This window comes from Lepagella muris, from assembly GCF_004793975.1.
Taxonomy (GTDB): Bacteria; Bacteroidota; Bacteroidia; order Bacteroidales; family Muribaculaceae; genus Lepagella; species Lepagella muris.
Window position 1 is genome coordinate 242,018 of sequence record NZ_SRYB01000001.1, and the last position, 23,275, is coordinate 265,292.

General features: G+C 47.7%; 27 protein-coding genes and 2 pseudogenes. 24 read left to right on the top strand and 5 right to left on the bottom strand.

Going from position 1 to position 23,275, the window contains the following annotated elements; genetic code table 11:
• The first annotated feature begins 383 nt into the window (after window positions 1-383).
• A complete protein-coding gene (locus tag E5331_RS01300) occupies window positions 384-1,139 on the top strand; it encodes a hypothetical protein (RefSeq protein ID WP_135984355.1) in 756 nt (251 codons plus the stop codon).
• Between the two features lie 48 nt (window positions 1,140-1,187).
• On the opposite strand, the gene mobC is transcribed toward E5331_RS01300, so the two are convergent.
• Genes mobC through E5331_RS20190 form a run of 4 tightly spaced genes read right to left on the bottom strand, consistent with a single transcriptional unit; the run spans window position 1,188 to window position 5,048 of the window.
• Complete coding sequence (mobC, locus tag E5331_RS01305) at window positions 1,188-3,155, bottom strand: conjugal transfer protein MobC (protein ID WP_135984357.1); 1,968 nt, start codon at window positions 3,153-3,155, stop codon at window positions 1,188-1,190.
• Window positions 3,156-3,167: 12 nt separating this feature from the next.
• On the bottom strand, window positions 3,168-4,493 hold the full coding sequence (gene mobB, locus E5331_RS01310) for a conjugal transfer protein MobB (protein WP_135984359.1): 1,326 nt from the start codon (window positions 4,491-4,493) through the stop codon (window positions 3,168-3,170).
• A complete protein-coding gene (locus tag E5331_RS01315; protein WP_135984361.1) occupies window positions 4,472-4,897 on the bottom strand; it encodes a plasmid mobilization protein in 426 nt (141 codons plus the stop codon). Before E5331_RS01315 ends, mobB begins: the two co-directional genes overlap by 22 nt.
• Window position 4,898: 1 nt before the next feature.
• A complete protein-coding gene (locus E5331_RS20190; protein WP_168355104.1) occupies window positions 4,899-5,048 on the bottom strand; it encodes a hypothetical protein in 150 nt (49 codons plus the stop codon).
• 353 nt (window positions 5,049-5,401) lie between these two features.
• On the opposite strand from E5331_RS20190, the gene E5331_RS01320 reads away from it, so the two are divergent.
• From E5331_RS01320 to E5331_RS01430, 23 genes and pseudogenes are all read left to right on the top strand, one after another.
• A complete protein-coding gene (locus E5331_RS01320) occupies window positions 5,402-5,548 on the top strand; it encodes a hypothetical protein (RefSeq protein ID WP_168355105.1) in 147 nt (48 codons plus the stop codon).
• A gap of 358 nt (window positions 5,549-5,906) precedes the next feature.
• Entirely contained in the window at window positions 5,907-6,665 is a 759-nt protein-coding gene (locus tag E5331_RS01325; RefSeq protein WP_135984364.1) for a ParA family protein, read from the top strand.
• A gap of 8 nt (window positions 6,666-6,673) precedes the next feature.
• Entirely contained in the window at window positions 6,674-7,102 is a 429-nt protein-coding gene (locus E5331_RS01330) for a DUF3408 domain-containing protein (RefSeq protein ID WP_135984366.1), read from the top strand.
• The gene (locus E5331_RS01335) at window positions 7,095-7,424 is read left to right on the top strand and encodes a DUF3408 domain-containing protein (protein WP_135984368.1); all 330 of its coding nucleotides are present in this window, start codon (window positions 7,095-7,097) and stop codon (window positions 7,422-7,424) included. The genes E5331_RS01330 and E5331_RS01335 overlap by 8 nt, the downstream gene beginning before the upstream one ends.
• Window positions 7,424-8,137 carry a hypothetical protein gene (locus E5331_RS01340; RefSeq protein ID WP_135984370.1) on the top strand — a complete coding sequence of 238 codons (714 nt, stop codon included), beginning with the start codon at window positions 7,424-7,426 and terminating at the stop codon, window positions 8,135-8,137. The genes E5331_RS01335 and E5331_RS01340 overlap by 1 nt, the downstream gene beginning before the upstream one ends.
• Window positions 8,138-8,220: 83 nt before the next feature.
• Complete coding sequence (locus tag E5331_RS01345) at window positions 8,221-8,514, top strand: DUF4134 domain-containing protein (protein ID WP_237613052.1); 294 nt, start codon at window positions 8,221-8,223, stop codon at window positions 8,512-8,514.
• Window positions 8,515-8,826 (top strand): DUF4133 domain-containing protein, encoded by a 312-nt coding sequence (locus tag E5331_RS01350; protein ID WP_107036581.1) that lies wholly within the window; start codon window positions 8,515-8,517, stop codon window positions 8,824-8,826. It abuts the gene before it with no gap.
• A 2-nt stretch (window positions 8,827-8,828) separates the two neighbouring features.
• Entirely contained in the window at window positions 8,829-11,318 is a 2,490-nt protein-coding gene (locus tag E5331_RS01355; protein WP_135984372.1) for a TraG family conjugative transposon ATPase, read from the top strand.
• Window positions 11,319-11,321: 3 nt separating this feature from the next.
• Complete coding sequence (locus E5331_RS01360) at window positions 11,322-12,086, top strand: hypothetical protein (RefSeq protein ID WP_135984373.1); 765 nt, start codon at window positions 11,322-11,324, stop codon at window positions 12,084-12,086.
• Entirely contained in the window at window positions 12,083-12,214 is a 132-nt protein-coding gene (locus E5331_RS20575) for a hypothetical protein (RefSeq protein WP_275441025.1), read from the top strand. The genes E5331_RS01360 and E5331_RS20575 overlap by 4 nt, the downstream gene beginning before the upstream one ends.
• 10 nt (window positions 12,215-12,224) lie before the next feature.
• Window positions 12,225-12,863, top strand: coding sequence for a DUF4141 domain-containing protein (locus E5331_RS01365; RefSeq protein ID WP_275441026.1), 639 nt, complete (start codon window positions 12,225-12,227; stop codon window positions 12,861-12,863).
• 17 nt (window positions 12,864-12,880) lie between these two features.
• Window positions 12,881-13,879 (top strand): conjugative transposon protein TraJ, encoded by a 999-nt coding sequence (traJ, locus tag E5331_RS01370; RefSeq protein WP_135984391.1) that lies wholly within the window; start codon window positions 12,881-12,883, stop codon window positions 13,877-13,879.
• A 4-nt stretch (window positions 13,880-13,883) separates the two neighbouring features.
• On the top strand, window positions 13,884-14,537 hold the full coding sequence (traK, locus tag E5331_RS01375) for a conjugative transposon protein TraK (RefSeq protein WP_135984377.1): 654 nt from the start codon (window positions 13,884-13,886) through the stop codon (window positions 14,535-14,537).
• A gap of 2 nt (window positions 14,538-14,539) precedes the next feature.
• Window positions 14,540-14,890 (top strand): TraL conjugative transposon family protein, encoded by a 351-nt coding sequence (locus E5331_RS01380; RefSeq protein ID WP_135984379.1) that lies wholly within the window; start codon window positions 14,540-14,542, stop codon window positions 14,888-14,890.
• Window positions 14,859-16,058 carry a conjugative transposon protein TraM gene (gene traM / locus E5331_RS01385; protein WP_135984381.1) on the top strand — a complete coding sequence of 400 codons (1,200 nt, stop codon included), beginning with the start codon at window positions 14,859-14,861 and terminating at the stop codon, window positions 16,056-16,058. Before E5331_RS01380 ends, traM begins: the two co-directional genes overlap by 32 nt.
• Before the next feature lie 195 nt (window positions 16,059-16,253).
• Window positions 16,254-16,346: pseudogene (locus tag E5331_RS20915) on the top strand (conjugative transposon protein TraN); the annotation flags it as partial.
• A gap of 568 nt (window positions 16,347-16,914) precedes the next feature.
• On the top strand, window positions 16,915-18,723 hold the full coding sequence (locus E5331_RS01400; protein WP_128702922.1) for a reverse transcriptase/maturase family protein: 1,809 nt from the start codon (window positions 16,915-16,917) through the stop codon (window positions 18,721-18,723).
• Window positions 18,724-18,838: 115 nt separating this feature from the next.
• A pseudogene (gene traN / locus E5331_RS01405) lies at window positions 18,839-19,594 on the top strand (conjugative transposon protein TraN); the annotation flags it as partial.
• Window positions 19,595-19,597: 3 nt separating this feature from the next.
• The gene (locus E5331_RS01410) at window positions 19,598-20,179 is read left to right on the top strand and encodes a conjugal transfer protein TraO (RefSeq protein WP_123482704.1); all 582 of its coding nucleotides are present in this window, start codon (window positions 19,598-19,600) and stop codon (window positions 20,177-20,179) included.
• 5 nt (window positions 20,180-20,184) lie between these two features.
• Window positions 20,185-20,877 carry a hypothetical protein gene (locus tag E5331_RS01415; protein WP_135984387.1) on the top strand — a complete coding sequence of 231 codons (693 nt, stop codon included), beginning with the start codon at window positions 20,185-20,187 and terminating at the stop codon, window positions 20,875-20,877.
• Entirely contained in the window at window positions 20,874-21,740 is an 867-nt protein-coding gene (locus E5331_RS01420; protein ID WP_123482706.1) for a toprim domain-containing protein, read from the top strand. The genes E5331_RS01415 and E5331_RS01420 overlap by 4 nt, the downstream gene beginning before the upstream one ends.
• A gap of 12 nt (window positions 21,741-21,752) precedes the next feature.
• Window positions 21,753-22,268, top strand: coding sequence for a DUF3872 domain-containing protein (locus E5331_RS01425; RefSeq protein WP_123482707.1), 516 nt, complete (start codon window positions 21,753-21,755; stop codon window positions 22,266-22,268).
• The gene (locus E5331_RS01430) at window positions 22,265-22,753 is read left to right on the top strand and encodes a glycoside hydrolase family protein (RefSeq protein ID WP_123482708.1); all 489 of its coding nucleotides are present in this window, start codon (window positions 22,265-22,267) and stop codon (window positions 22,751-22,753) included. The genes E5331_RS01425 and E5331_RS01430 overlap by 4 nt, the downstream gene beginning before the upstream one ends.
• A gap of 221 nt (window positions 22,754-22,974) precedes the next feature.
• Here the strand turns inward: E5331_RS01430 and E5331_RS01435 are convergent, their stop codons facing one another.
• Complete coding sequence (locus E5331_RS01435; RefSeq protein ID WP_123482709.1) at window positions 22,975-23,250, bottom strand: HU family DNA-binding protein; 276 nt, start codon at window positions 23,248-23,250, stop codon at window positions 22,975-22,977.
• Window positions 23,251-23,275: the final 25 nt, after the last annotated feature.

The following is a 23,275-nucleotide window of genomic DNA, read 5'->3' on the forward strand; positions in this document are numbered from 1 at the left end:
TAACATAACACCGCATTTTGTTCCGTATAAAGTCTGGTAAATTTTAAATGTTAGAGCAAATGCGTGATGCTTATGCTATGCGATTGCATAGCGTACCGTCACGTTTCTCTAACCCGGCATTACCAGCGCCATTACGGAAGGACGTGTTCGGTGCGCTTTTTTTATATAAGGCTGTGGCATTATTCCACATATCGGGTATGGTTGCCCCGATTTTCAAATTTAACTATCATTAATTCAGAATCTCATAACGCTATCTAATACTCTGAGAACCAATAATTCCATAGATTTAACACTCACATCGTAATCAAATTGTAATACCGAGAGGTTTATATTGCCGTAATTCCAAAATTATGTCTAACGAATAATCACGAATATATAAACCTATGGCACACAACCCTAAACAATCCACTTGCGACGGAGTCGCGGAAGGTCATATCGAAACGACAGTCGGTATGACCGGGAAACACGACAAGTCTCTTGTCGAAGAGTCGCTCAATATCTTTATCCTGATCGAGCATGAGTTTTTCATTGGCATAGAGACCGGGGAACTTGAAAATCTCAAAGACACCTACACTACCTTCACAAAAGCAATCGTGATGCTGTTTCACGGCAGCCATAACAAGTCGGAGGTACATTCGGCACTTATAGTAGCCGAAGACCATCTGACAGTCATCCTCGAAGATTCCACGCATCTTGATGACAGCTTTCTCCGCTTTGTGGAGCGTGCAATAAAATTCATCAAGCGTTACATCGACCGCATAGGGGAATGGGTGAGGAACAATCCCAGAAACGACGGGGAGACGGCAATCGTTTCAGCCACGGTTTTGGGAGAAAGTATATCGGTCGAGGAAGTATCCTCTATACAATGGGAAGGCAAGTTCACCGAGATTGTGGAACTTGTATCGGCATTGCTGATATCGGGCAATGTGTCAACGGAGACTGACGCTGAATTTATCAGAGGCTTCTTCAATCTGATGGGTATAAGGAAAACACTCAATGACTATTACAAGGCACTGAAAAAGATAGAGGAGAAACATCCCAAGACAGATGACAATCCCGGAAGATGCGTGTTGCTTGCCCGTCTGCTAAGGGACACGGAAAAGGAATGGCAGAACAGATACCTCGGCAAAGCGGCATGAAAAATCCGCAGTCATACAGACTTGCCGTATAACTGCGGATAAGAAAGATCAGTCACTGTTTGCTTCCTGTGCCAGACGTACTTTCTCCTTCAGCACAATCTCCCTCACGTCCTGCTTCACTTGGTCGTAATTGTCCTGAATTGCTATATCCATCGCCTCCTTTGTCGGGATGTCGGTAAGAACCGGGATACGCTTGTATGCCTTTTCTTCCTTTGCAACGGCCTTCGTGTCCACGACAATCTCAGCATGAAAAATCTTTTGGTCAATACGCTCGTCAAAGTTGTCGCTGACTGCTCCGACAAACATACCCTGCGTCAATGTGGAAATCTTACTTGCCGGAATAAGACTATCCATCTGCGTGTTGAATGAATGGCTCACGTCCTGACGGTTGATGGATATGGACTGGCGTTTCTGGAGAACCTTACCAAAACGCTCCGAGAGTGTCTTGGCTGTCTCTCCGACAACCTGTCCGGAGAAGATATTGCCGACGGTGTTCATTACCACGGCCGCCTCCTTGTCGCCATAGTCGCGCTTTAGCTGCGAGAAGTCCTGAAAGCCGAGGCAAACGGCAACCTTGTTGCTTCGTGCTGTGGCGATGAGATTATCGAGACCCTTGAAATATATGGTCGGCAACTCATCTATCACCACACCCGATTTGAGCATATTCTTTTTGTTGATAAGTTTGACAATTCGGCTGTTATACAGACCGAGTGCCGCCCCATAGATGTTCTGGCGGTCAGGATTGTTTCCGACACACAGTATCTTCGGATGCTCCGGGTTGTTGATGTCGAGAGTAAAGTCATTTCCTGTCATTACCCAATAGAGTTGTGGCGAAATCATACGCGACAGCGGGATTTTGGCTGATGCTATCTGACCTTGGAGCTGGTCCTGCGCCCCGCCTTTCCATGCGTCCATGAACGGAGAGAGATAATTTTCCAGCTCACGGTATGATGTTAGTATCGGAAATATATCCTCGTAGTTGCGGTTAAGGAACTCAATCGCATGGGGAAAGGTGCAATACTTACCGTTCTCATAGATTTTGAGAAACCATATAATCGCGGCCAACAGGATAATCGGCGACTCCACAAAGAAATCTCCCTGCTTCTGGATCCACGTCTTATTCAAATTTAAGAGGATGGTGTATGCCGATTCGTATGCGTCGGCAATGTCGGTCATGAAGTCCGGGTGTATCGGATTACACCTGTTGCTGCGCATAGGATCATCGAAGTTGATTACATAGAACTTTACCCCCTTCGGGTACTTGTCCTTGTTCTTCTTCAGATGGTTATACACTATTGTCGATAGATCCGGGAATTTGAAATCATAACAATAAAGCGCAAATCCTTTGTCAATCTGCTGTTTAAGGAAGTTATTGACCACCGCAAACGACTTGCCGGAACCGGGGGTGCCGAGGACAATCGAGGCGCGGAAGGGATTCACCACATTTATCCAGCCCGAGTGCCACTTCTTTTCGTAGTAGAACCTTGTGGGGATATTTATGGAATAGGGATTTTTCAAGAGACGAGTCTCCTGCATGAACGATTCATTCTCATTGTTGAAACGGTCGTCCATCATGTTGTTCTTCAACATTCGACTTATCCATATACCCGACATCAGCATACCGACATATCCGAGTATGGTGGTTATGATATAGATATAGCGGTATCCGAGAGGCAAAAGCCATGAGTTGAACAGAAACACCACAACACCTATGACTCCCACAATAATTATATGGCGCCACGTTATAGACTCGTCCTTTACCCCTTTAGTGCCGAAGCACGAAAGGGCAAGCATAAGCATTGCGAACAGTTTTGAGTTGAACGTATTGGTGAAAAGCCCGCACTCATTGTTGAAATTATTCAGGATTTTATCGACCACCATGTAGAACTCATTGCTGTCAACGGTCTCCACACGGGTAAAAAAGTAGAGATTGGCCACCACCAGCACGATGCTGATGGCCCGAAGAAAATCCATTATCTTGGCCAATGCCCTGAGGTCATCTTCTTGCTGACTCATATTATTGAGGTATTAAGGTTTGCGTCCGCGACGGTGCTGACGCTTCATGCGACGAATAAACGCCTCTTCATCCGGATTGTATGACTGCCCCTGTTGGAACAGGTCAAGTCCGGGTATCGAGTTATCATCGAAATCATCAAACAGATTCTTCTGACTTGCTGCCGGCGGAGTCTGTTGCTGTGATCTGCTGTCAGGCCCGGGCCCGTTATTGCTCTCTGATTCTTGCCTCGGTTCTTGTCTCGGCTTTTGGTCTGTTGTCTCTGACGGCTGGGTGACAGGAACGGTCTGCTCTTGACGGGAATCCGGCTCTTGCGACGGATTGAATTTAGCTTCAAAAGCGTTGGCGGAGAATGTCTTGCCTAAACGTGAGCCGTTGAGGACATTGAACGTCTCGTGGTCGATGAACGTCACGCCATAAATCCTGCCTTCATCGGTGTACCTGAAAACAACATCAATATTCTTCTCCTTTAATCTTGCTATGAAATCATCTTTGCCGGAGCAATGGGCAAGTGCGTCGGCAACTTTATCTTTTGTCGGAGCGATATTGATTTTCTCTTTTGCTTTCTCATACTTGCCGTCAATAGCCTCTCGTCCAGCGAACTTGCCAAGGCGGGAGGCCTTGAACGGAGCCGCTATCGGTTTACCGTCTTCTCCAAGAGCGAAATATACCAGCCCGTGATACTCACGCCCGTTGACCCTGCCGTCGGTCTGCTCACATCTGATATTGAACAGGCCAAGCACCGCGTTATACTCGCCGATGGTCTGGAACCGGTAGCGCATACCGATAATCTTCACCGCTGAGGCAACCTGTTTCTTCAGGTCGCCCGATGGATCAATCTTCAGCAATGGAGTATCAGGCGTGACCTTCTCGCGCTCGGCGGTCTTCAATCCATACTTGCGTTCAAGTTCACGGGTTATCTCCTTGCTACGGTAGAAGTTGTTCTTGTCGGATATGCAACTGCCGTCTGTCCGTATTCTCAGAGCCACGATGTGCATGTGGTGACGGTTGATGTCGGTGTGCTTATAGACCATATAAGGCTGGTCACCGAACCCCATCTTTTCCATATATTCGCGGGCGATTGCCGTCAGCTGCGCATCGGTCAGAACATCATCGGGATGCGGATTGAGGGAGATATGAACCATGGGCCGCTCTGTCTTTGTCGTGGATGGCATCCACTGCATGAAGTCGGCGAAGGCACGTTTGATGTCAACCGAGCCGGAGCCGTCATTGTAGATTTTGTTGGTGTCGAGCAACCGTCCTTTCTCCTTGTTGATCTTCTCCCCGTTGTAGCAGATGGCTCCGTAAAGCGAGTTGCCTAACGAGATTTTTGCGACCATTCCTCGTCGAATTTTTGTGCCAGAGCTGCGATGTCCTGACTGACGGAGATAAGCCGAATCATCAGTTTTTTGATTTCTTCGAGTGCCGCCGACGCTTTTTTCTCGGTGAAATTCTGATTTAGCGTGGCAACAAGATTGTCGTAAGACACACCGATTGTACGGTAGAGGGCATTGAAACCGGAAAGTCTGTCGATGAAAATGCGGGTGTTCTCATCAACGTAGAAGACCTTGAAAGGCTTCTGAAAGAGGAAATGCTTGATGAAAGCCGCCTTGTTGTCGGCCTCCGATTGCTCGTACATGGCGAGAAAGCGGGCATTTTCCTCGGCATTGAACCGCACGACGTAGCGGTTCACGGAGGGGTCAACCTTAGGTCGCCGCCCTCCGTGGCTGGAGTTTTTACTCATATTATAGTGAAAAGGCATCGCGGATTGCCGTGCCGGAGCCGCCGCAGGCGTTGAAAGGTTCTCCAACTCTGGCGGAGAACCACACCCTCGGAGAGCAAGGGTTGTGAGGCACCGAATTTATTTCGAGTGCCCCGCAACATACCTTGCTCATCCATGTGGATGCTTGTGTATCAACGAATTTACAGGGAATGATCGAAGTTGAGTGCCAAGAGGTGCCGGTCAGACCTCTTTAAGCATGGAATCCATCGAAAAAAGCGTGGCTCCGGTGGCTGCGCCCTGCCTTGGGCGCGTGCGATTGCCTTATTAAAGTTACAAAAAATCTCTGACATGACCAAAAACCGGGGTTCCGGGTGTCGCTGAGAAGCGCGTGATAACCGAATCAAGAGCCATTAATGCCCCAGCCAGTTCCTCCTTGACCCGAAAATCATGCAAAAAAGGTGTTATTCAAAATCGCGTCACTTTGAGGCAACGCGAGGCGACCGAGTACCGCATATCCCTGAAATTATGCCTGACGTACAGACATATAGTAACTTTGCAACGTGGATATCAGCCAACACGTCTGCCGTCACATTCAAGTTAATGTCTATAGGAATGCTCGACCGCATGAACGTAATGACAAATGTCTGCACAATCGGATTCATAATTGAATAATCAAATATTCGGGCATACGCCAATGCCTGTGTACGTCAAAGCATCCACGCTTTCAAGTTAATGTCTATAGGAATAACCGTATGATAGTTTTGACATTCGCACGCTAATGTAAACGTCCGTGTAACGGTACATTCAATTACAGAATCAACCAAGTGCTAACAAGCACATTCACTTATCCGCTTGCACATATACTTATGCAAGTATGTAAGTACATTTGGCTACGTAGCCAAATATCCCCGTATCCTTTCTGAACAGGCAATTCCCGGTTTTGTCGCTAAGACCGGTCGGCCGGTGGCGTGCCTTGTCGGAATCGAAGTGTGATAATCAACCCTATTGTTTAACCCTATTTTTTCCCGCAATGAAAGATCCCGTATTCGTAGCCTTCTCCACCCAGAAGGGAGGAGCCGGCAAAACGACCCTGACTGTGCTTATGGCGAGTTATCTCTACTACGTCAGGGGGATGAAAGTCCTCGTTGTGGACTGCGACTATCCCCAGTACAGCATCAAAGAGATGCGCGACAGAGATGTGGAGATTCTGAAAATCAACAAGACATTTCTCAGAAATTTCAACGAACTGCGTCGGCGCACCCAGTGCGATCCTTATCCTATCCTCATTGCCAAGCCGGAAGATGCCCTCGCAAGGGTACAGGCGCGGATAGAAGCCGGACATGAATATGACATCGTTCTGTTCGACCTTCCCGGAACCATCAACAATCCGGGTGTGGCAAAGACGGTATCGCTCATGGATTACCTTTTCTGTCCTGTAGCCGCTGACAAGCTGATTCTTGAAAGCTCGCTTGCCTTCGCTATGAAGGTGCGCGACGAGATTATGACGCTTAATGGCAGCTCGGTCAAGGAGATGTATATGGTCTGGAATCTTGTGGATGCCCGAGAGAAGACCGACCTCTATGACCGCTATGAAGAGGTCTTTGAGGAACAGATGCTGCAAACTCTCAAAACCAGACTTCCCGACACCAAACGCTACCGGCGCGAGGGGTCGAAAGACGCGGCACGTGCCGTGTTCCGTTCGACTCTGTTACCGCCTGACAAAACTCTGCTGAAAGGCAGCCGACTGGTGGATCTGGTCAATGAGATTCTCGGTATAATCAAGCTCTGACAAGGCTTATGGCAAAACGATATGATAATGATTTCGATGCCGAAGGTTTCGTTGAGAACTTTCGTGCCAAAGATGAGCCGCCCGCCCCCCGGACTCCGAAGGAGAAGCAACAGCCTGTAATGGAGGAACGGGACGGAGTTGCCAATAGAAAAGAAAAAACTGCAACTGAACGTAGCGAAAGACTGAAGCCGACCGACTCGGCTGATGCCTACAAGGCCGCATATATCGACGACCTGAAATACAGGTTCCCGGAACATGGCTGGCCGCAGGTCAAGATAAATCCCGCTTTCTGTTCACGGATTGCAAATCTCGAAATCCTGTGTGGCAACCGCAGAGCCAATCTCTCAACCTTCATCAACAATTTGCTGGAGCGGCACTTCCGTGACTGCGAGACACAAATCAAAGAACTAAAGAAAAAGTATAACGATAATGAGTAATTCCCCTTCTACTCCATTTATGGAAAAGGTGTCGGGAGCCGTGTCAGGCGCATTGTCTGACGCTCTCGACCGGCAGTCGCCATCGCTGGCGGCAGCGAAGAAATATCAGGAGCGGTTCCTCTCGAAAAACCGCATCAACTCCAACTGTCGTGTCTATATCTCCGACGAAATGTTCGACCTGCTCAACCGTATGGTTGCAGCGGTCGGCAAGAACCGGGCTTCGGTCGGGAACTATGTCACCGAGATAGTGCGCGAACACGTGGAGCGGAACCGCGAGTCAATCAACGCCATCTATTTCACCAATACCCGGCCTCTGTTCTGATGGAAGTATTGCTGATTGTGGCGTTGCTGGCAAGCAACATCTATCTCATCGGGAAAGTGCTGAAGAGACCGGCGGAAAAACATCCGCCAGCTCCGGCCACAAATTCCGAAGAAACACCTTCTCCGGCATCATCGGGACCAGACGACGATTCCCTCGTGGGTCGCAGTCACTATGACATGGACAGGCTCAACTCCCTGATTGATGCAAAAGTCAACTCCAGAGTTGACGAGAAAGTGGATGAAATAGTGACAAGGATAAGAACAGAGCTGACCAGTCCGGAAGATGTAGGTCTTCCGCCTGAAGAGCCGGCACAGCCTGAACAGGAGAAGACTATCCCGCAGGAGAGACTCGACGAGGTTTTCACTCACCATACTGTGGGCGAGTCATTCGGCGACGCCCCTGAAATCACGGAACGTCAGACAGGCGGGCAGGACTTCAAGGCACTTGAAAGTGCGGTACGTGTGGCAAAGGATGAGCCCCACACACCCGAAGAAGCAGCAGCCGCCAAGGAAACGCTCAAAGAGATTCAGGGAACCGTCATCGAAGAACGGCTGTCGCTTGATCCGAAAGTGCGCACGCGTATCCTCTCGATTATCTACGGCGACGAGGATGAGCCGCTTACCAAAGAGGTCATCGCCAAGAAGAAAGTGGTCTATTCCAAGACCATCGACACTGTTGACATTGACCGGATCAATCTCAATATCTTAACTTGATTATTAACGAATCTGAAATGCGTATGAAGAAATTCCTCAATAAGATGTATAACCGTGTCGTAGCGTGGATGAACGCTCCACACATGCGCCGTCCTATGGCGGCAATGCTCCTGCTCACCGCCGCTGTCCAGATGTGGGCCGCAGGTGACGGAATGTCAGGTATCAATCAGGCTACAAGCATGATAAGTGGATATTTTGACCCCGGCACCAAACTCATTTACGCCATCGGTGCTATGGTAGGTCTCATCGGCGGTGTCAAGGTCTATGGCAAGTTCTCGTCAGGCGATCCCGACACAAGCAAGACCGCTGCCTCGTGGTTCGGTGCCTGTATTTTCCTTATCGTCGCCGCTACCATTCTCCGCTCTTTCTTCCTCTAAATGGCTTCGTATTCCATCAACAAGGGTATCGGCCGGACAGTGGAATACAAGGGGTTGAAAGCGCAATATCTTTTCATCTTCGCCGGAGGTCTCATCATTGACTTCGTATTGTTCGTAATCCTTTATATGTGCGGTGTCCCGCAATGGTTCTGCATCGGGTTTGGTGCCGCGAGTGCCTCAATTCTGGTGTGGTACACTTTCCACCTGAATGGGAAATACGGTCAATACGGTCTGATGAAGATTACCTCGGTGAAATATCGTCCCCGGTATATCATCAACCGCCTACGGCTTAAACGCTTAATCAGACATTGACTATGAAGAATACGTTAAAAGCAACGACACTCGAAACAAAGCTGCCATTGCTCGCTGTAGAACACGGCTGCATTATCAGCAAAGATGCAGACATAACGGTCGCCTTTGAGGTTGCCTTGCCGGAACTGTTCACCGTCACTTCTCAGGAGTATGAAGCCATGCACGGAGCATGGTGCAAGGCTATCAAGGTGCTCCCGCATTACTCGGTGGTGCATAAGCAGGATTGGTTCGTGTCGGAACGCTATAAGCCGGAACTCCAGAAAGATGACCTCTCTTTCCTCGACCGTTCTTTTGAACGCCACTTCAACGAGCGTCCATATATCGCCCACAAGTGCTATCTGTTCCTGACAAAGACCACGAAGGAACGGGCCCGTCAGCAGAGCAACTTCTCGACACTATGCCGGGGGCGTATCACTCCTAAAGAACTCAATCACGAGATGATTGTCAAGTTCATGGAGTCGGTGGAACAGTTCGAGCGCATTATCAACGACACCGGCTATATCAGGCTGCGCCACCTCTCTGATGATGAACTGGTTGGCACTGAAAAGGAATCCGGACTTATCGAAAAATATATGTCGCTGACAATGGACGATGTTACCTGTCTGGAAGATATAGACCTCGATGCCCGCCAGATGCGGATTGGCGACAAGATGCTCTGTCTGCATACGCTGTCCGACACAGATGATCTTCCCAGTAAAGTCAGCACTGATAACCGTTACGAGCGGTTATCGACTGACCGAAGTGACTGCCGTCTCTCGTTTGCCTCTCCCGTCGGGTTGCTCTTACCCTGCAACCATATCTACAATCAGTATATCCTGATTGACGACCACGACGAGAACTTGGCGAAGTTCGAGAAGACTGCCCGTAACATGAACTCGTTGAGCCGCTACTCTCGCTCAAACGCTATCAACAAAGAGTGGATTGACCGCTATCTCAACGAAGCACATTCATACGGTTTGACCTCCGTCCGTTGCCATATCAACATTATGGCTTGGAGCGACGATGCCGAGGAACTGAGGCGCATCAAGAATGATGTCGGGGGTCAGTTGGCAACAATGGGATGTATGCCGCGCCACAACACCATCGACTGTCCGACACTGTTCTGGTCGGCAATGCCCGGAAATGAGGCTGATTTTCCTGCGGAGGAATCGTTTTATACGTTCATCGAGCCTGCCGCCTGTTTCTTTACTGCCGAAACCAACTACCGCAGCAGCCTGTCTCCATTCGGGATAAAGATGGTCGATAGACTGACCGGGAAACCGATACACCTTGATATATCGGACGAACCGATGAGAAGAGGTGTCACAACCAACCGAAACAAGTTCATTCTCGGTCCGTCCGGTAGCGGTAAGTCATTCTTCACCAACCATCTGGTGCGCCAATATTATGAACAGAACACACATATTCTGTTGATTGATACCGGCAACTCTTATGAGGGTCTTTGTAATCTGATTCATAATAAGACGCATGGCGAAGATGGTGTTTATTACACCTACACCGAGGACAGCCCGATTTCATTCAATCCTTTCTATACGGATGACGGGGTCTTCGATGTGGAGAAGAAGGACTCGATCAAGACGCTGCTCCTGACACTCTGGAAGTCAGAGGATGACAGAGTGACAAAGACCGAGAGTGGTGAGTTAGGTTCTGCGTTGTCAATGTTTCTCGAAAAGATGAACAAGGACAAGAACATAATTCCATGCTTCAACTCATTTTACGAGTTTATGCGTGACGAGTATCGCGCTGAAATGGCACAGCGTCCTATCCCCATCTATAAACAGGACTTCGACATAGACAACTTCCTGACTACCCTGCGGCAATATTATCACGGAGGCCGTTTTGACTTCCTTCTCAACTCCAAAGAGAATATCGACCTGTTGAACAGGAGGTTTGTGGTGTTTGAAGTGGATTCTATTAAAGAGAATAAAGAACTTTTCCCGATAGTGACAATCATCATCATGGAGGCCTTCATCAACAAGATGAGGCGATTGAAAGGTATCCGCAAGATGATAATAGTGGAAGAGGCTTGGAAGGCTCTTTCGACTGCGAACATGGCTGAGTATCTGAAATATATGTTCAAGACTGTCCGCAAGTATTTCGGTGAAGCAGTGGTGGTTACGCAGGAGGTTGACGACATCATATCGTCACCGATTGTCAAGGAGACCATCATCAACAACTCAGACTGTAAAATCTTGCTCGACCAGCGCAAGTATATGAACCGCTTCGACCAGATTCAGGAACTGCTCGGTCTGACCGACAAGGAGAAAAGCCAGATACTCAGTATCAATATGGCGAATAACCCCAACCGCCTATATAAAGAGGTTTGGATTGGTTTGGGCGGCACACAGTCAGCGGTCTATGCCACAGAGGTAAGCAAAGAAGAATATCTTTGCTACACCACCGAGGAGACGGAGAAGATCAGAGTTCTCGAAATGGCTGAAAAACTCGGCGGCGACACAGAAGCCGCCATTAAACGAATTGCCAACGAATAATATATGTTTAAAGATATTTTAGAATTTCTCGAACCCGTGCTAAACGTGTTCACTGCGATTGTAATCTTCAGCCTTGGGATTACAATCTGTGTCGGCTGCATAATGCTGGCTTTCAAGACTTGCGGCCGGTTCAATGCTTTTGTCAGAAAGAAGGCTGAAAAGACTGTCAACAAATGGGCCCGTCACGCCGACTATGTTGTCGTGCGCATCGGTGAACGGATCGGTCATTTCGTCAAGGAGGCCATCGAAAAGTCGAAGACCGGGATTCCTGTTGACATGCGTCCCAAAATGGTAGGTGACTGGTTTTGTCCCGACGGGGCCGATATGACAATCAGCGAACACAACGGTTATTACAAGGTGAAATTCTCAGGAACAGGTCTTCCTGCCGAGATTATTCCGCAGGAGTTTATACTCCGGGATATTCAGGGGTGGCTCCATGACGATAACGTCTATTGTGCCGAGGGTCGTGATGTACTGGCTATGGCTATATCGAATGACGGCAATGAAATATTCGTCGCGGATCTGGGCAGGACATTCTACCAGATGCGAGATATGACAAAGACAGAACTAAAGACCTTTGATGAGGCAGCCTTGGATGATTTTATCAATGCCAATCAGTCAGCAGAGAATAAGGATATTCTGACCGAGGTTCACGAAGTCGTGGAGAAACTCACTCTGTCTGAGGATGTTCGTAAAAGGCTCTGCAAACTGGCAATCAAGGATGTTCCGGCCAATGATGTAGGCTTTAACATCAATGTCATCGAGTGAAAGTGCTGCGTGTACTATGGGCAATAATCGCAGGTCTGTTCATCGGACTGCTTGCCCTGATAACCTTTCCTCTGCTTCTGCTCTATGTCGGATTGAAAATAATCGGAGGCATGGCCTCCAAAATCTAAAGAAATGCGTATGAAAGAATTGAAATTTATCCTCCCTCTCGTTCTGTTTTGCCTGTTCCTCGGAGCGGGCAGGGCAAACGCCCAATGGACGGTGATTGACCCGTCTAACATCGCCCAGTCTATTGTCAACTCTTCCAAATCACTCGTTCAGGAGTCAACGACGGCGACAAATATGGTGCGTAATTTTCAGGAGACGGTAAAGATTTACCAGCAGGCGAAGAAATATTACGATGCCCTCCAGTCGGTCAACAATCTCGTCCGTGACGCCCGCAAGGTGCAGCAGACAATCCTGATGCTCGGCAATATCTCCGGCTATTATGTAAATAATTTCCAGAAGATGCTGACTGACCCTAATTTCACGTCGAGTGAACTGTCGGCTATAGCATCGGGATATACCCGGATTCTTGAAGAGGCCGGCGGAGTCCTTAACGACCTGAAACAGGTGGTCAATATCACGACACTCTCGATGACCGACAAAGATCGTATGGATGTGGTAGATGACTGCTACAAGGAGATGAAGCGGCTGAAAAGCCTGACGGCATATTATACCAACAAGAATATCAGTGTGTCGTATCTCCGCGCTAAGAAGAAGGCTGATACCCAAAGGGTGATCAATCTTTATGGCGACGGCTCTGAGAAATACTGGTGATGCCTATGCTGTGTGCCATTGATTTTTCCAACCTCCATACCATACTCCGGTCGCTCTATGACGAGATGATGCCGCTTTGTTCCGACATGGCGGGAGTGGCTCAGGGGATTGCCGGATTAGGCGCGCTGTTCTATGTGGCCTACAGGATATGGAGGTCATTGGCTGCTGCCGAACCGGTGGATGTATTTCCTCTGCTGCGTCCGTTCGCAATCGGACTGTGTATAATGTTCTTTCCATCTATAGTTCTCGGCACCATCAATTCTGTCATGTCGCCGATTGTGCAGGGCACAGCCTCGATGCTTGAGGGTCAGACTCTCGATATGCAGAAATATCGGGAGGAGAAAGACCGGCTGGAGTATGAGGCTATGATGAAAGACCCGTCAACGGCATATCTCGTGGATGATGCCGAATTTGACAGGCAGATTGATGAACTAGGAGTGACTGAGGTGGGTACGGCGGCCGGAATGTATATCGAGCGTGGAATGTATAAGGTCAAAAAAGCGATTCAGAATTTCTTCCGGGAACTGCTGGAAATGCTTTTCCAAGCAGCATCGCTGACCATTGACACGATTAGGACATTCTTTCTCATTGTCCTTGCCATTCTGGGACCGATTGCCTTTGCCCTGTCGGTATGGGATGGATTCCAATCAACATTGACCACATGGATCCAACGCTATATACAAACTTATCTGTGGTTGCCCGTGGCTGATTTGTTCTCCACCATCCTCGCCAAGATTCAGGTGCTGATGCTTCAGAACGATATATCGGAACTGACCAATAATCCCAACATAAATCTCGATAGTTCAAATACTTGCTATATCATATTTATGGTGATTGGAATTGTCGGCTACTTCACTATACCGACTGTTTCAGGCTGGATTATTCAGGCAGGAGGCGCAGGAAACTATAACCGTGCGGTCAACAATACCACAATGCAGGCCGGCTCTATGGCGGGCAGTGTCGGTGGTGCCGTGGTCGGCAATGTTGCCGGACGTGCCGGAAAACTATTAAAATAGAATTATGGAACCTTTAGCTCGCGGTGTGAAGACACCGCAATTTAAGTCACTGAAAAATATCGAGACCTCTTTCCGCCAGATACGTCTGTTCGGGATTGTGTTCGTGGCGATGTGTGCGGTGGTGGTTTCCGTGGCTCTGATCATGGTTTTCAATTTTGCTGAAAAGCAGCGTGAGAAAATCTACGTCCTCGACAATGGCAAGTCCCTGATGCTTGCCTTGTCGCAGGACATGGAGCAGAACCGCCCCGCCGAGGCCCGCGAGCATGTGCGTCGATTTCATGAACTGTTCTTCAACCTTTCTCCCGATAAGTCAGCAATCGAGCACAATATCAACCGTGCCCTGATTCTTAGCGACAAGTCGGCTTACAACTACTATACCGATTTTTCGGAGAAAGGTTACTACAACCGTATTATTGCGGGAAATATCAACCAAGTGGTGCAGGTTGACAGCGTGGTATGCGATTTCAACAATTACCCTTACACTGCCAATACCTATGCCAGACAGATGATTATCCGTGAGTCGAATGTTACCCAGCGCACACTGGTGACTACTTGTCGCCTTTCAAACGTATCGCGCTCTGACGACAATCCCAACGGATTTATCATTGAAGGTTTCAACATCCTTGAGAACAAAGATATAATCACTACTAAACGATAATTATGACTAAAAATAAATCTCCTCTCGCCCGGCTCATTGATTGGGTCTGGCGGGAGCCAAAGGGGAAGGTTGGCACAAAGCTGAAACAGGTCTGTGACGATATGCCCCACAAGCAAAGGCTCATGGTCGTGACCATGCTGCTCTCGGCTTTCGTACTGATTGCCTTCTTCGTGTTCGGTCACGCCTGCTACAAAATCGGAGCAAAGAGGGCTGTATTCGAGTATGAGGTGGAACACCTTTATAATCTCGATTTACCGGAGCACTCTGTAAAAGATACCGTTTGCTCACTCGAAAAATTTTATATCCCAACAGATTCTGCCTATGACGATACAGGAGTGGAAAGCGAAGATTAACTCATACTTCCAGCCCAAGACTACTGCGGAGCGTCAGAAGATGATGAAATATCTCGTGGTGTTCCCTGCCGCTATCCTTTCAGGTGTGGTAATCCTGTGGCTACTGTATTCCAGTCTGAACAAGGAAGATGCCAAGACGGGCAATGCTTTCAACACCGAGATACCGGCCGGTGAAAGCGAGAAGATAGGCACAAAGGTTCAGGAATACGAGGCCGCTGATGTAGCCAAAGAAAAACAGGCACGGATTGATGTTGTCGGGTCTCTTGACACAATCGCGACTTCTTCGCCTCTCGATACTGTTGCTGAATCGTCAGCCATTGAGGGTTCTGTTTCGCAGTACCAGCAGGTACAGGCTTCTATTCAGGATTTCTATGTGCCTGACTATAGCCAGACTGAGCAAGTGGTGGAATTGCAGGCCCGGATTGAGGAACTGGAGGCTCAGAACGCAATGGTCACACAACAGGCACAGCAGCCGGACGAGATGGAAATGCTTGAACGTTCATATCAGCTTGCCGCCCAATACATGGGTAACGGCAATGGCGGGAACTATCCGCCTCACCGGCAATCCGAGGAAGAAGGCAAACGTAATGTGCAGCCTGTGGCTCAGGTAAATCGCAGTGTGGTTTCTTCGCTCAGTGCGTCATCTGACCGTGGCTTCAACACCTCTGTCGGAAGGAAAACCTCTGTTGCCAAGAATACTATCGCGGCTGTTGTGGCAAACGACCAGAGTGTGATTAATGGTCAGGCGGTTAAGCTCAGACTTACCGAACCTATGTGGGTCGGCAATGTACTGATACCCCGGAACACTCCGCTTGTCGGAGTGGCGAGATTACAAGGCGAGAGACTGGAGGTTGCCATTACTTCTATAGAAGCTAATGGCTCTGTGTATGAGGTGGACTTAACGGTCTATGATTCCGACGGTCAGGAGGGTATCAATATCCCTAACTCTATGGAGTCTGACGCTCTGCATGAGATTGGTGCAAATATGGGCTCCACTATGGGAAGTTCAATAAATCTGACCACGAATACCGGAGCGCAGATTGCCTCTGATGTAGGTCGAGGACTTATCAACGGTGTAAGTCAGTATCTAAACAAGAAACTGCGTACTGTTAAAGTCCACCTTAAAGCCGGGTATAGGGTGATGATTCACCAGCCCGAAGATGTCTAATTTAATTTACTAATAATGAGAATAAAAACTATTATGCTATCCGCTATCGCCGTTCTCGGCATGGCAATCCCTGTCTTTGCAAAATCGAAGACAACTGTCAATAACACCGATAATAATAATAACGTGTCGCCTGACACTGAACAGGTAGCCTATCAGGTAGCCGAACACGATATGAACGTGTACGGTGCCAACTACACCGACGGCGACAAGTTTGACGGTCTGACCCGCAAGGTCGGTTTCGACCGTATGATTCCCCCTCACGCTCTGGAGGTCTGCTACGATAAAACCACGTGCGCCCATAAGGGTGAGTAATAAATATCTCTTTGGCAAGAGATTAGATTAGAGTTCAAATGAAATCTACCACCAGCCGACTTATCCGGAGGGGAAACCCAATGGGGAGTATAGCATGTCGGAAAAGTCATAAGTCAGCGAACTGCAAAGCTGCGACTGAATGGCAAGGTGGAAAGACTGTTAAAAGGATGAAGCCCAAACTGGTTGAACGACAGTTCTGCTGCACCTTGTCGAGCTATGACGGAAAGCAGTTACAAACGTCATACCGTAGTACTCTGACGGAGTGTAGTTACGTTCAGAGCATCCGAACTGACTACGGAGCAACCGCAATAAGCGGACATAAGAACGGAAATCGCATCCGACAAACAGTCATGCCAACAGTTATTACTTATCTAAATGGGGATTGCCTAAATTGGAATGCCGAAAGGCTATGGAGAGTTGCTCCTGAATATCCAACATGGCAACGGAGTTCCCATAGTAGTCTGAGCAAGGGAAAGCCTTGTACATGGCGAAGGGGAACAGTTAAGTTCCTTTAATACAATCAAAAGACAATGTGAGAGACATTATGAGAAGTCCAGAGACAGTATTAAACAATCTATCAAAGCACAGTTCTGACTTAGGTTATAAGTATGAACGGCTCTACCGACTCCTATTCAATGAAGAAATGTTCTTCCTTGCCTATCAGCGTATATATGCAAAGCAAGGAAACATGACACCGGGCACAGATGGTCGGACAGTAGACCAAATGAGCATTCAACGAATAGAACGCCTAATTGATGCTCTTAGGACAGAAGAGTATCAACCACATCCTGCCAAAAGGGTGTATATACCCAAAAAGAACGGAAAGAAACGTCCATTGGGAATACCCTCTTTTGATGACAAGTTAGTGCAAGAGGTAACTCGGATGATTCTCGAAGCAATATATGAGGGTCATTTCGAATATACCTCACATGGCTTCCGACCGCACAGAAGCTGCCACACCGCGCTGACACATATACAAGATAAATTCACAGGGGCAAAATGGTTCATTGAGGGAGACATAAAAGGCTTCTTCGATAACATCAAGCACGAAATACTTGTGAATATCCTAAAGGAAAGAATCGCAGACGAACGTTTCATTCGCCTTATTAGGAAATTCTTGAAAGCAGGATATGCTGAACAGTGGAAATTCCACAACACATACAGCGGAACACCTCAAGGGGGTATTGTCAGTCCCATATTGGCAAACATCTACCTTGATAAGTTCGACAAATACATGAAAATGTATGCTGATAAGTTCAACAAGGGAGAAAGGCGCAAAGTCAGTTCAGAGTACAGACGGCTGAATAACAAAAAGACAAGACTTGCAAAGAAGCTCAAATCCGTCACCGATGAAAGCGTCAGAGCTGGAATGATAACGGAGATTAAAGAAACGTTGGCTCAAACCTACGTGACACCATGCCATGAACCTATGGATGCCAACTATAGACGAATTCAATACGTAAGATATGCCGATGACTTCCTAATAGGAGTTATAGGTTCCAAGTCTGAATGTCAGGCAATCAAAGCAGACATCAAAGAATTCATGACCGAACAACTCGGACTTGAACTGTCTGATGAGAAAACTCTGATTACCAATGCTAAGGACAAGGCTAAATTCTTAGGTTATGAGATTTTCGTCAGAAGCAAAGCATTCATGCACAAGGATAGCAGAGGAGTCATGAAAAGATTTGGAAATGGTTCGGTGTTACTTCATGTAAGCATGGACACCGCAAAAGCCAAATTACTGGAATACGGCGCGCTTAGAATCGCCAAGGAAGGTAACCAAGATATCTGGAAACCGAAACCTCGCGGTTTTATGATTGGCAACAAGGTTGAAGATATTGTTGCCCAATACAACACCGAAATCCGTGGCTTTTACAACTATTATGCCATCGCCAACAATATCTCCACCATCGGACACTCTTTCGGCTACATCATGGAATATAGTATGTATAAGACTATCGCCCAAAAACTTAACCTCACAATGTCACAGGCTAAGCTCAAATTCTTAAAGGATAAGAAGTTTATAGTGCCATTCACGGGAAAAAACGGTGAAGTCAGATACAGAATATTCTACGACGGAGGATTCAAACGCAAAGAGCCTTTCAATGGCAGCATAGTTGACTATATACCCAACACAGCTTTCGTTCCTAAACTTAGCTTGATGGAGCGATTGAAAACGGGAACTTGTGAAATATGCGGCAAGAAAGGAAACTTAATCATGCACCATGTCCGAAATTTGAATCAACTCAAAGCTGATTCACCTTGGAATGCCATCATGATTAAGAAGCGGAGAAAGACTTTGGCTATATGTGAATCTTGTAACGAAGTAATTCAGAATCATGCAAAGTAGATTGAGAGAATTTAATGGAGAGCCGTATACAAGGAGACTTGTAAGTACGGTTCGGGGGCAGGTACCCGAAAACCTGCCGCTGAAAGGCGGTAAGGCGTTGGATACCGAGCCTACACATATTATTTTCCCTGCGGAAATAATTTATGTGGACCTCGGCAATGAGAACCTTGTGGCAGGGCTCGCAGACGGTGCAAAGAACGTACTTCGCATTAAATCAGCGTTTAAGCATTTCAAAACGGAAACTAATCTCTCGGTTATCACCGATGATGGCTCTTACTATGTTTTCAACGTCAAATTTGCGAAAGAACCTCTGCTCCTGAGCATTGAGATGTCCGACTTTCTCCATGACGGTGAAGCTGTCAACCGTCCCAATAACGCTCAGGAGATATACTTGGAGCGTCTCGGATCGGAGTCGCCGATGCTTGTCAAGCTGATTATGAAGAGCATCTACAAGCAGAACAAGCGCGAAATCAAGCATATCGGCTCAAAGCGTTTCGGGGTGCAGTTCCTGCTGAAATCCATCTATGCCAACAACGGGCTTCTCTATTTCCACACTGAACTTAAAAACACATCAAACATTCCTTTCGATGTCGATTATGTCAGCTTCAAGATTGTGGATAAGAAGGTTATCAAACGGACTGCCATGCAGGAGCAGGTACTCGAACCGCTCCGCGCCCAGAACTATGTGACGGTGGTGCACGGCAAGCAGTCGGAGAGAACTGTGTTTGCTCTGGAGAAATTCACCATCCCCGACGACAAGCAGCTTGTCATCGAAATCGCCGAGAAAGAAGGTGGTCGCCATCAGTCCTTCGTAGTTGAGAACGAGGATATTGTTAGAGCCAATATAATTGACGAACTTTCAATCCAGTAACCTATGAGAAAAGCGATAATGATAATCGCTGCTATGCTCACCCTCTTCGGAGGGCGGGCAATGGCCCAGCGATGCCTCCCCGGAATGTCGGCAGTAGAAATCAAGACTGACATGGCAGACGGTTTTTATACCGGCAACTCCCGCAACTGCGGTTATTCTTTCGGAGTGTTCTACTCAGTTTATAAGGGTAATGCCAATACTTGGAGCTTCGGAGGTGAGTATCTCCAGACCTACAAGCCATACGGCGCGAAAGGTCGTATTCCGGTGGCACAGTTCACTGGCGAGATCGGCTACAATCTCCATCTGTTGAGCGACTATTCGCAGACATTCCACCTCTACGGCGGCGTGTCGGCTCTCGGTGGTTACGAAACAGTGAACTGGGGCAAGTCTGTGTTATCCGACGGCTCGACGCTCCATGATGGCGACAACTTCATCTATGGCGGTGCGCTGACATTACAGGCTGATTTCTATCTGTCAGATAAAATCGTCCTGACTGCCAACATCAAGGAGCGGTTCACTTTCGGTAGCGATGTTCAAATTTTACACACCCAGTATGGTGTCGGTGTCAAATTCATAATCGAGTAATGGCTATGAGATACACTGAAAAAGACATCCGCAATATTCCTCTTACGGAATTTATGGCTGCACTCGGTGAAAAGCCTGTCAAGTCCTTTGAGGATATGAAACTGTATTATGCCCCACAACGTGATGACCCTGAGCCAATGCTGGTTGTCAATACCTCCACCAACAAATGGTATGACTATGCCACAGACCAGACCGGCGACATAATCGACCTTGCCGCCCTCAAAATGAATCCGGCACTCTATATGAATCCGCACGATTTCATACTGAAATATATGAACGAGTATGAGCAGGGTAAGGAGCTTTCGGCAATGGTGCGTCGCCCGCAACAACCGACGATTATCAACCTCGACATAAAGAAGGTGAAACTCACCGACTTTATGAAGGCTCTCGGTCAGGAACACCCGGTGGCTGCCGACGGCAACCTTAGGATTTACAATGTTCCATACGATGCCAATCCGGGCCCGACAATGGTAATCAACACCGAGACAAACCTATGGCGTGATACAAAGTCCGGCGCATACGGAGGAATATATGACCTCGCGTATGAGCTGACAGGCTCGTGCAATATGTCGGAACTGAACCGATATATATCTTCTGAAATGTCGGTTTTGGAGAAGTCCAAAGATAAGGAACAGAATACGGAACCGGACAAGCAGGAACAGGAACCGGATAAACCCCAACGGAAGATGCGCCTATGAATATCGACGACATCAAGAAAATTTCGCTTGTCGAGTTCCTCAATCAGTTGGGCTATCAGCCTACCGGACGCGACAGCAAAGGTCTGTGGTTTTACGCCCCGTATCGCAGTGAGAGAAAACCATCGTTTCATGTAAATCCACGGAAAAATGTATGGTTCGATTTTGGTAGCGGTGCCGGAGGCGACATCTTCACTCTTGCCGGAGAACTGTGCGACTCGACCGATTTCATCAGACAGGCGGAGTACATAGCCGAAAAGATGCAGATGCCGATTGCAAAGCCTTACAAACCTGAGCCATTCATTGAGCAGCCGACCTTTGAGGATGTGAAAATCTCTAAATTGGTATCGCCGGCATTACTGAGTTACCTCGTAAACCGTGGCATACCTGCCGATATAGCACAACGATATTGTGTGCAGGTGGATTATAAATTGCATGGCAAAAACTATTATGCCATCGGCTTTGAGAACAGCGCACACGGCTATGAACTGCGAAACGCCTTCATCAAAGGCAGTTATCCGCCAAAGCATATCACCCATATTGCCAACAGCAACGCTCGGTGCAATGTATTCGAGGGTTTCATCGACTTTCTTTCGGCGGAACGCCTCGGATTGAATGACGGAAACGACAGTGTTGTGCTTAACTCCGTGGCAAATGTCGGCAAAGCAATCCCGACTCTGGCGAAATATCCGCTGATACTGTGCTATCTCGACAACGATACTGCCGGGCGTGCCGCAGTCGCCAGACTGCGCCGCGAGTTCGGCGACAGGGTGAGCGACAAATCCGCGCTCTATCCCGATCACAAGGATCTGAACGATTACCTACAATCGCTCAAACCCAAGAAATCAACAAAACTAAAATTCTAAACAGACACAAAAATGGAAAAGACAAATAAAAAATCATTTGGCGTTATCGCCATTCTCTCCCTTGTAATCGCTGCCGTGTGCAGCCTCACATCATGCTCCGACGACCTTGATGTGCAGCAGTCCTATCCCTTCACAGTGGAAGTCATGCCATACGCTGACAAGATTGCCAAAGGGCAGACCATCGAACTGCGCTTCGAGATAAAGCCGGAAGGCAACTATGCCAACACCCTCTATACCATCCGCTACTTCCAGTATGACGGCGAAGGCTCGCTCAAACTTGTTGACGGCCCGGTGCTGGTCAACAACGACCGTGTTCTGCTCGAAAGCAAGACCTTCCGCCTCAATTACACCGCAAAATCAGACCAGCAACATCGCTTTTTAGTAGTGGTTGAGGACAATTTCAATTCTACCCCGTGGGAACAGACATTTGAGTTCAATGGTAAGGATAGTGGCGATGATGACAGCGGTAAAACACTGGGCACAATAAGTTCTGCCAATTCTGTAACAATAACACCGATTGCCCGATGAAAAAAAATCTGATGTTCTTTATGGCGTTGCTGACCCTTGTGGCGGCAACGCCGACCGCAAATGCAAAGCGGTCGATTATGGAGCTACCGCTATTTGAGCGGGCGGTGCTGATTATAAAAAAATTTGAAACGCTTCATAAGCCAAAGCACTGGCCGACGATATGCTATGGTCATGTCGTTCAGCGTGGAGAACATTTCACACGCCGGCAATACAGTGAAAGCGAGGCTGATGCTCTTCTTCGTCGTGACTATGCCAAATTCTGCGAGTTATATAAGGAATATGGACGTGACAAATATATTCTTGCGGCTCTCGCTTATAACATTGGTCCCGGAGCCGTCAATAAAAGCAGCGTTCTGAAAAAGTTGAAACACGGCGACCGCAACATCTTCAAGTCCTACACCTCCCACTGCCATTACAAAGGTAAGTGGCACTCCGGGCTTCACAAAAGGCGGCTTACTGAACTTGCCGTTTTATACGTCCCCTGAAAATCTACAGCGATGCTATTCTATCAAATGGAATGGCATCGCTGTATTGTACTTTTATCAATCCCAATCATTTAATGATTCGATATATCTATCAACATCAAGTATCTGGACATACTTTTTGCGATTCTCCAGACAGGATTGACTATTACAATTTTCGGATTGTGATTGGATATGAACTGTTTCTATTTCCGGACTATCCTTTTCGATTTCCTCTTCCATGATTATTTTGCGACTTCTTCCTTGAAAGAATTGGCGGGCTTGAATGCCGGGATGTTGTGAGCCGGAATGACGAGTGTAGTATTCTTGCTGATGTTACGGGCTGTCTTCTCGGCTCTCTGTTTGACTACAAATGAGCCGAAGCCACGGAGATACACGTTTTCGCCGTGTGCGAGACTGTCCTTCACAACGGTCATGAACTGTTCTATTACGGTAACAACCGCAGCCTTGTCAATGCCGGTTGTCTTTGCTATTTCATTCGCTATTTCTGCCTTAGTCATTTTATACTGCTTTGAATTTGATACG

Excerpts from the sequence above, each read along its gene's own strand:
- E5331_RS01315 (WP_135984361.1), bottom strand. The coding sequence starts at position 4,897 with ATGAGTAAAAACTCCAGCCACGGAGGGCGGCGACCTAAGGTTGACCCC.
- E5331_RS01340 (WP_135984370.1), top strand. The coding sequence starts at position 7,424 with ATGGAAGTATTGCTGATTGTGGCGTTGCTGGCAAGCAACATCTATCTC.
- E5331_RS01380 (WP_135984379.1), top strand. The coding sequence starts at position 14,540 with ATGACTAAAAATAAATCTCCTCTCGCCCGGCTCATTGATTGGGTCTGG.
- E5331_RS01335 (WP_135984368.1), top strand. The coding sequence starts at position 7,095 with ATGAGTAATTCCCCTTCTACTCCATTTATGGAAAAGGTGTCGGGAGCC.
- E5331_RS01330 (WP_135984366.1), top strand. The coding sequence starts at position 6,674 with ATGGCAAAACGATATGATAATGATTTCGATGCCGAAGGTTTCGTTGAG.
- E5331_RS01415 (WP_135984387.1), top strand. The coding sequence starts at position 20,185 with ATGAGATACACTGAAAAAGACATCCGCAATATTCCTCTTACGGAATTT.
- mobC (WP_135984357.1), bottom strand. The coding sequence starts at position 3,155 with ATGAGTCAGCAAGAAGATGACCTCAGGGCATTGGCCAAGATAATGGAT.
- E5331_RS01355 (WP_135984372.1), top strand. The coding sequence starts at position 8,829 with ATGAAGAATACGTTAAAAGCAACGACACTCGAAACAAAGCTGCCATTG.
- E5331_RS01435 (WP_123482709.1), bottom strand. The coding sequence starts at position 23,250 with ATGACTAAGGCAGAAATAGCGAATGAAATAGCAAAGACAACCGGCATT.
- E5331_RS01365 (WP_275441026.1), top strand. The coding sequence starts at position 12,225 with ATGAAAGAATTGAAATTTATCCTCCCTCTCGTTCTGTTTTGCCTGTTC.
- E5331_RS01360 (WP_135984373.1), top strand. The coding sequence starts at position 11,322 with ATGTTTAAAGATATTTTAGAATTTCTCGAACCCGTGCTAAACGTGTTC.
- E5331_RS01430 (WP_123482708.1), top strand. The coding sequence starts at position 22,265 with ATGAAAAAAAATCTGATGTTCTTTATGGCGTTGCTGACCCTTGTGGCG.
- E5331_RS01425 (WP_123482707.1), top strand. The coding sequence starts at position 21,753 with ATGGAAAAGACAAATAAAAAATCATTTGGCGTTATCGCCATTCTCTCC.
- E5331_RS01300 (WP_135984355.1), top strand. The coding sequence starts at position 384 with ATGGCACACAACCCTAAACAATCCACTTGCGACGGAGTCGCGGAAGGT.
- E5331_RS01400 (WP_128702922.1), top strand. The coding sequence starts at position 16,915 with ATGAGAAGTCCAGAGACAGTATTAAACAATCTATCAAAGCACAGTTCT.
- E5331_RS01410 (WP_123482704.1), top strand. The coding sequence starts at position 19,598 with ATGAGAAAAGCGATAATGATAATCGCTGCTATGCTCACCCTCTTCGGA.
- mobB (WP_135984359.1), bottom strand. The coding sequence starts at position 4,493 with ATGGTCGCAAAAATCTCGTTAGGCAACTCGCTTTACGGAGCCATCTGC.
- traM (WP_135984381.1), top strand. The coding sequence starts at position 14,859 with ATGACGATACAGGAGTGGAAAGCGAAGATTAACTCATACTTCCAGCCC.
- E5331_RS01345 (WP_237613052.1), top strand. The coding sequence starts at position 8,221 with ATGCGCCGTCCTATGGCGGCAATGCTCCTGCTCACCGCCGCTGTCCAG.
- E5331_RS01420 (WP_123482706.1), top strand. The coding sequence starts at position 20,874 with ATGAATATCGACGACATCAAGAAAATTTCGCTTGTCGAGTTCCTCAAT.
- traK (WP_135984377.1), top strand. The coding sequence starts at position 13,884 with ATGGAACCTTTAGCTCGCGGTGTGAAGACACCGCAATTTAAGTCACTG.
- E5331_RS01325 (WP_135984364.1), top strand. The coding sequence starts at position 5,907 with ATGAAAGATCCCGTATTCGTAGCCTTCTCCACCCAGAAGGGAGGAGCC.
- E5331_RS01350 (WP_107036581.1), top strand. The coding sequence starts at position 8,515 with ATGGCTTCGTATTCCATCAACAAGGGTATCGGCCGGACAGTGGAATAC.
- E5331_RS20190 (WP_168355104.1), bottom strand. The coding sequence starts at position 5,048 with ATGAGCAAGGTATGTTGCGGGGCACTCGAAATAAATTCGGTGCCTCAC.
- E5331_RS01320 (WP_168355105.1), top strand. The coding sequence starts at position 5,402 with ATGCCTGACGTACAGACATATAGTAACTTTGCAACGTGGATATCAGCC.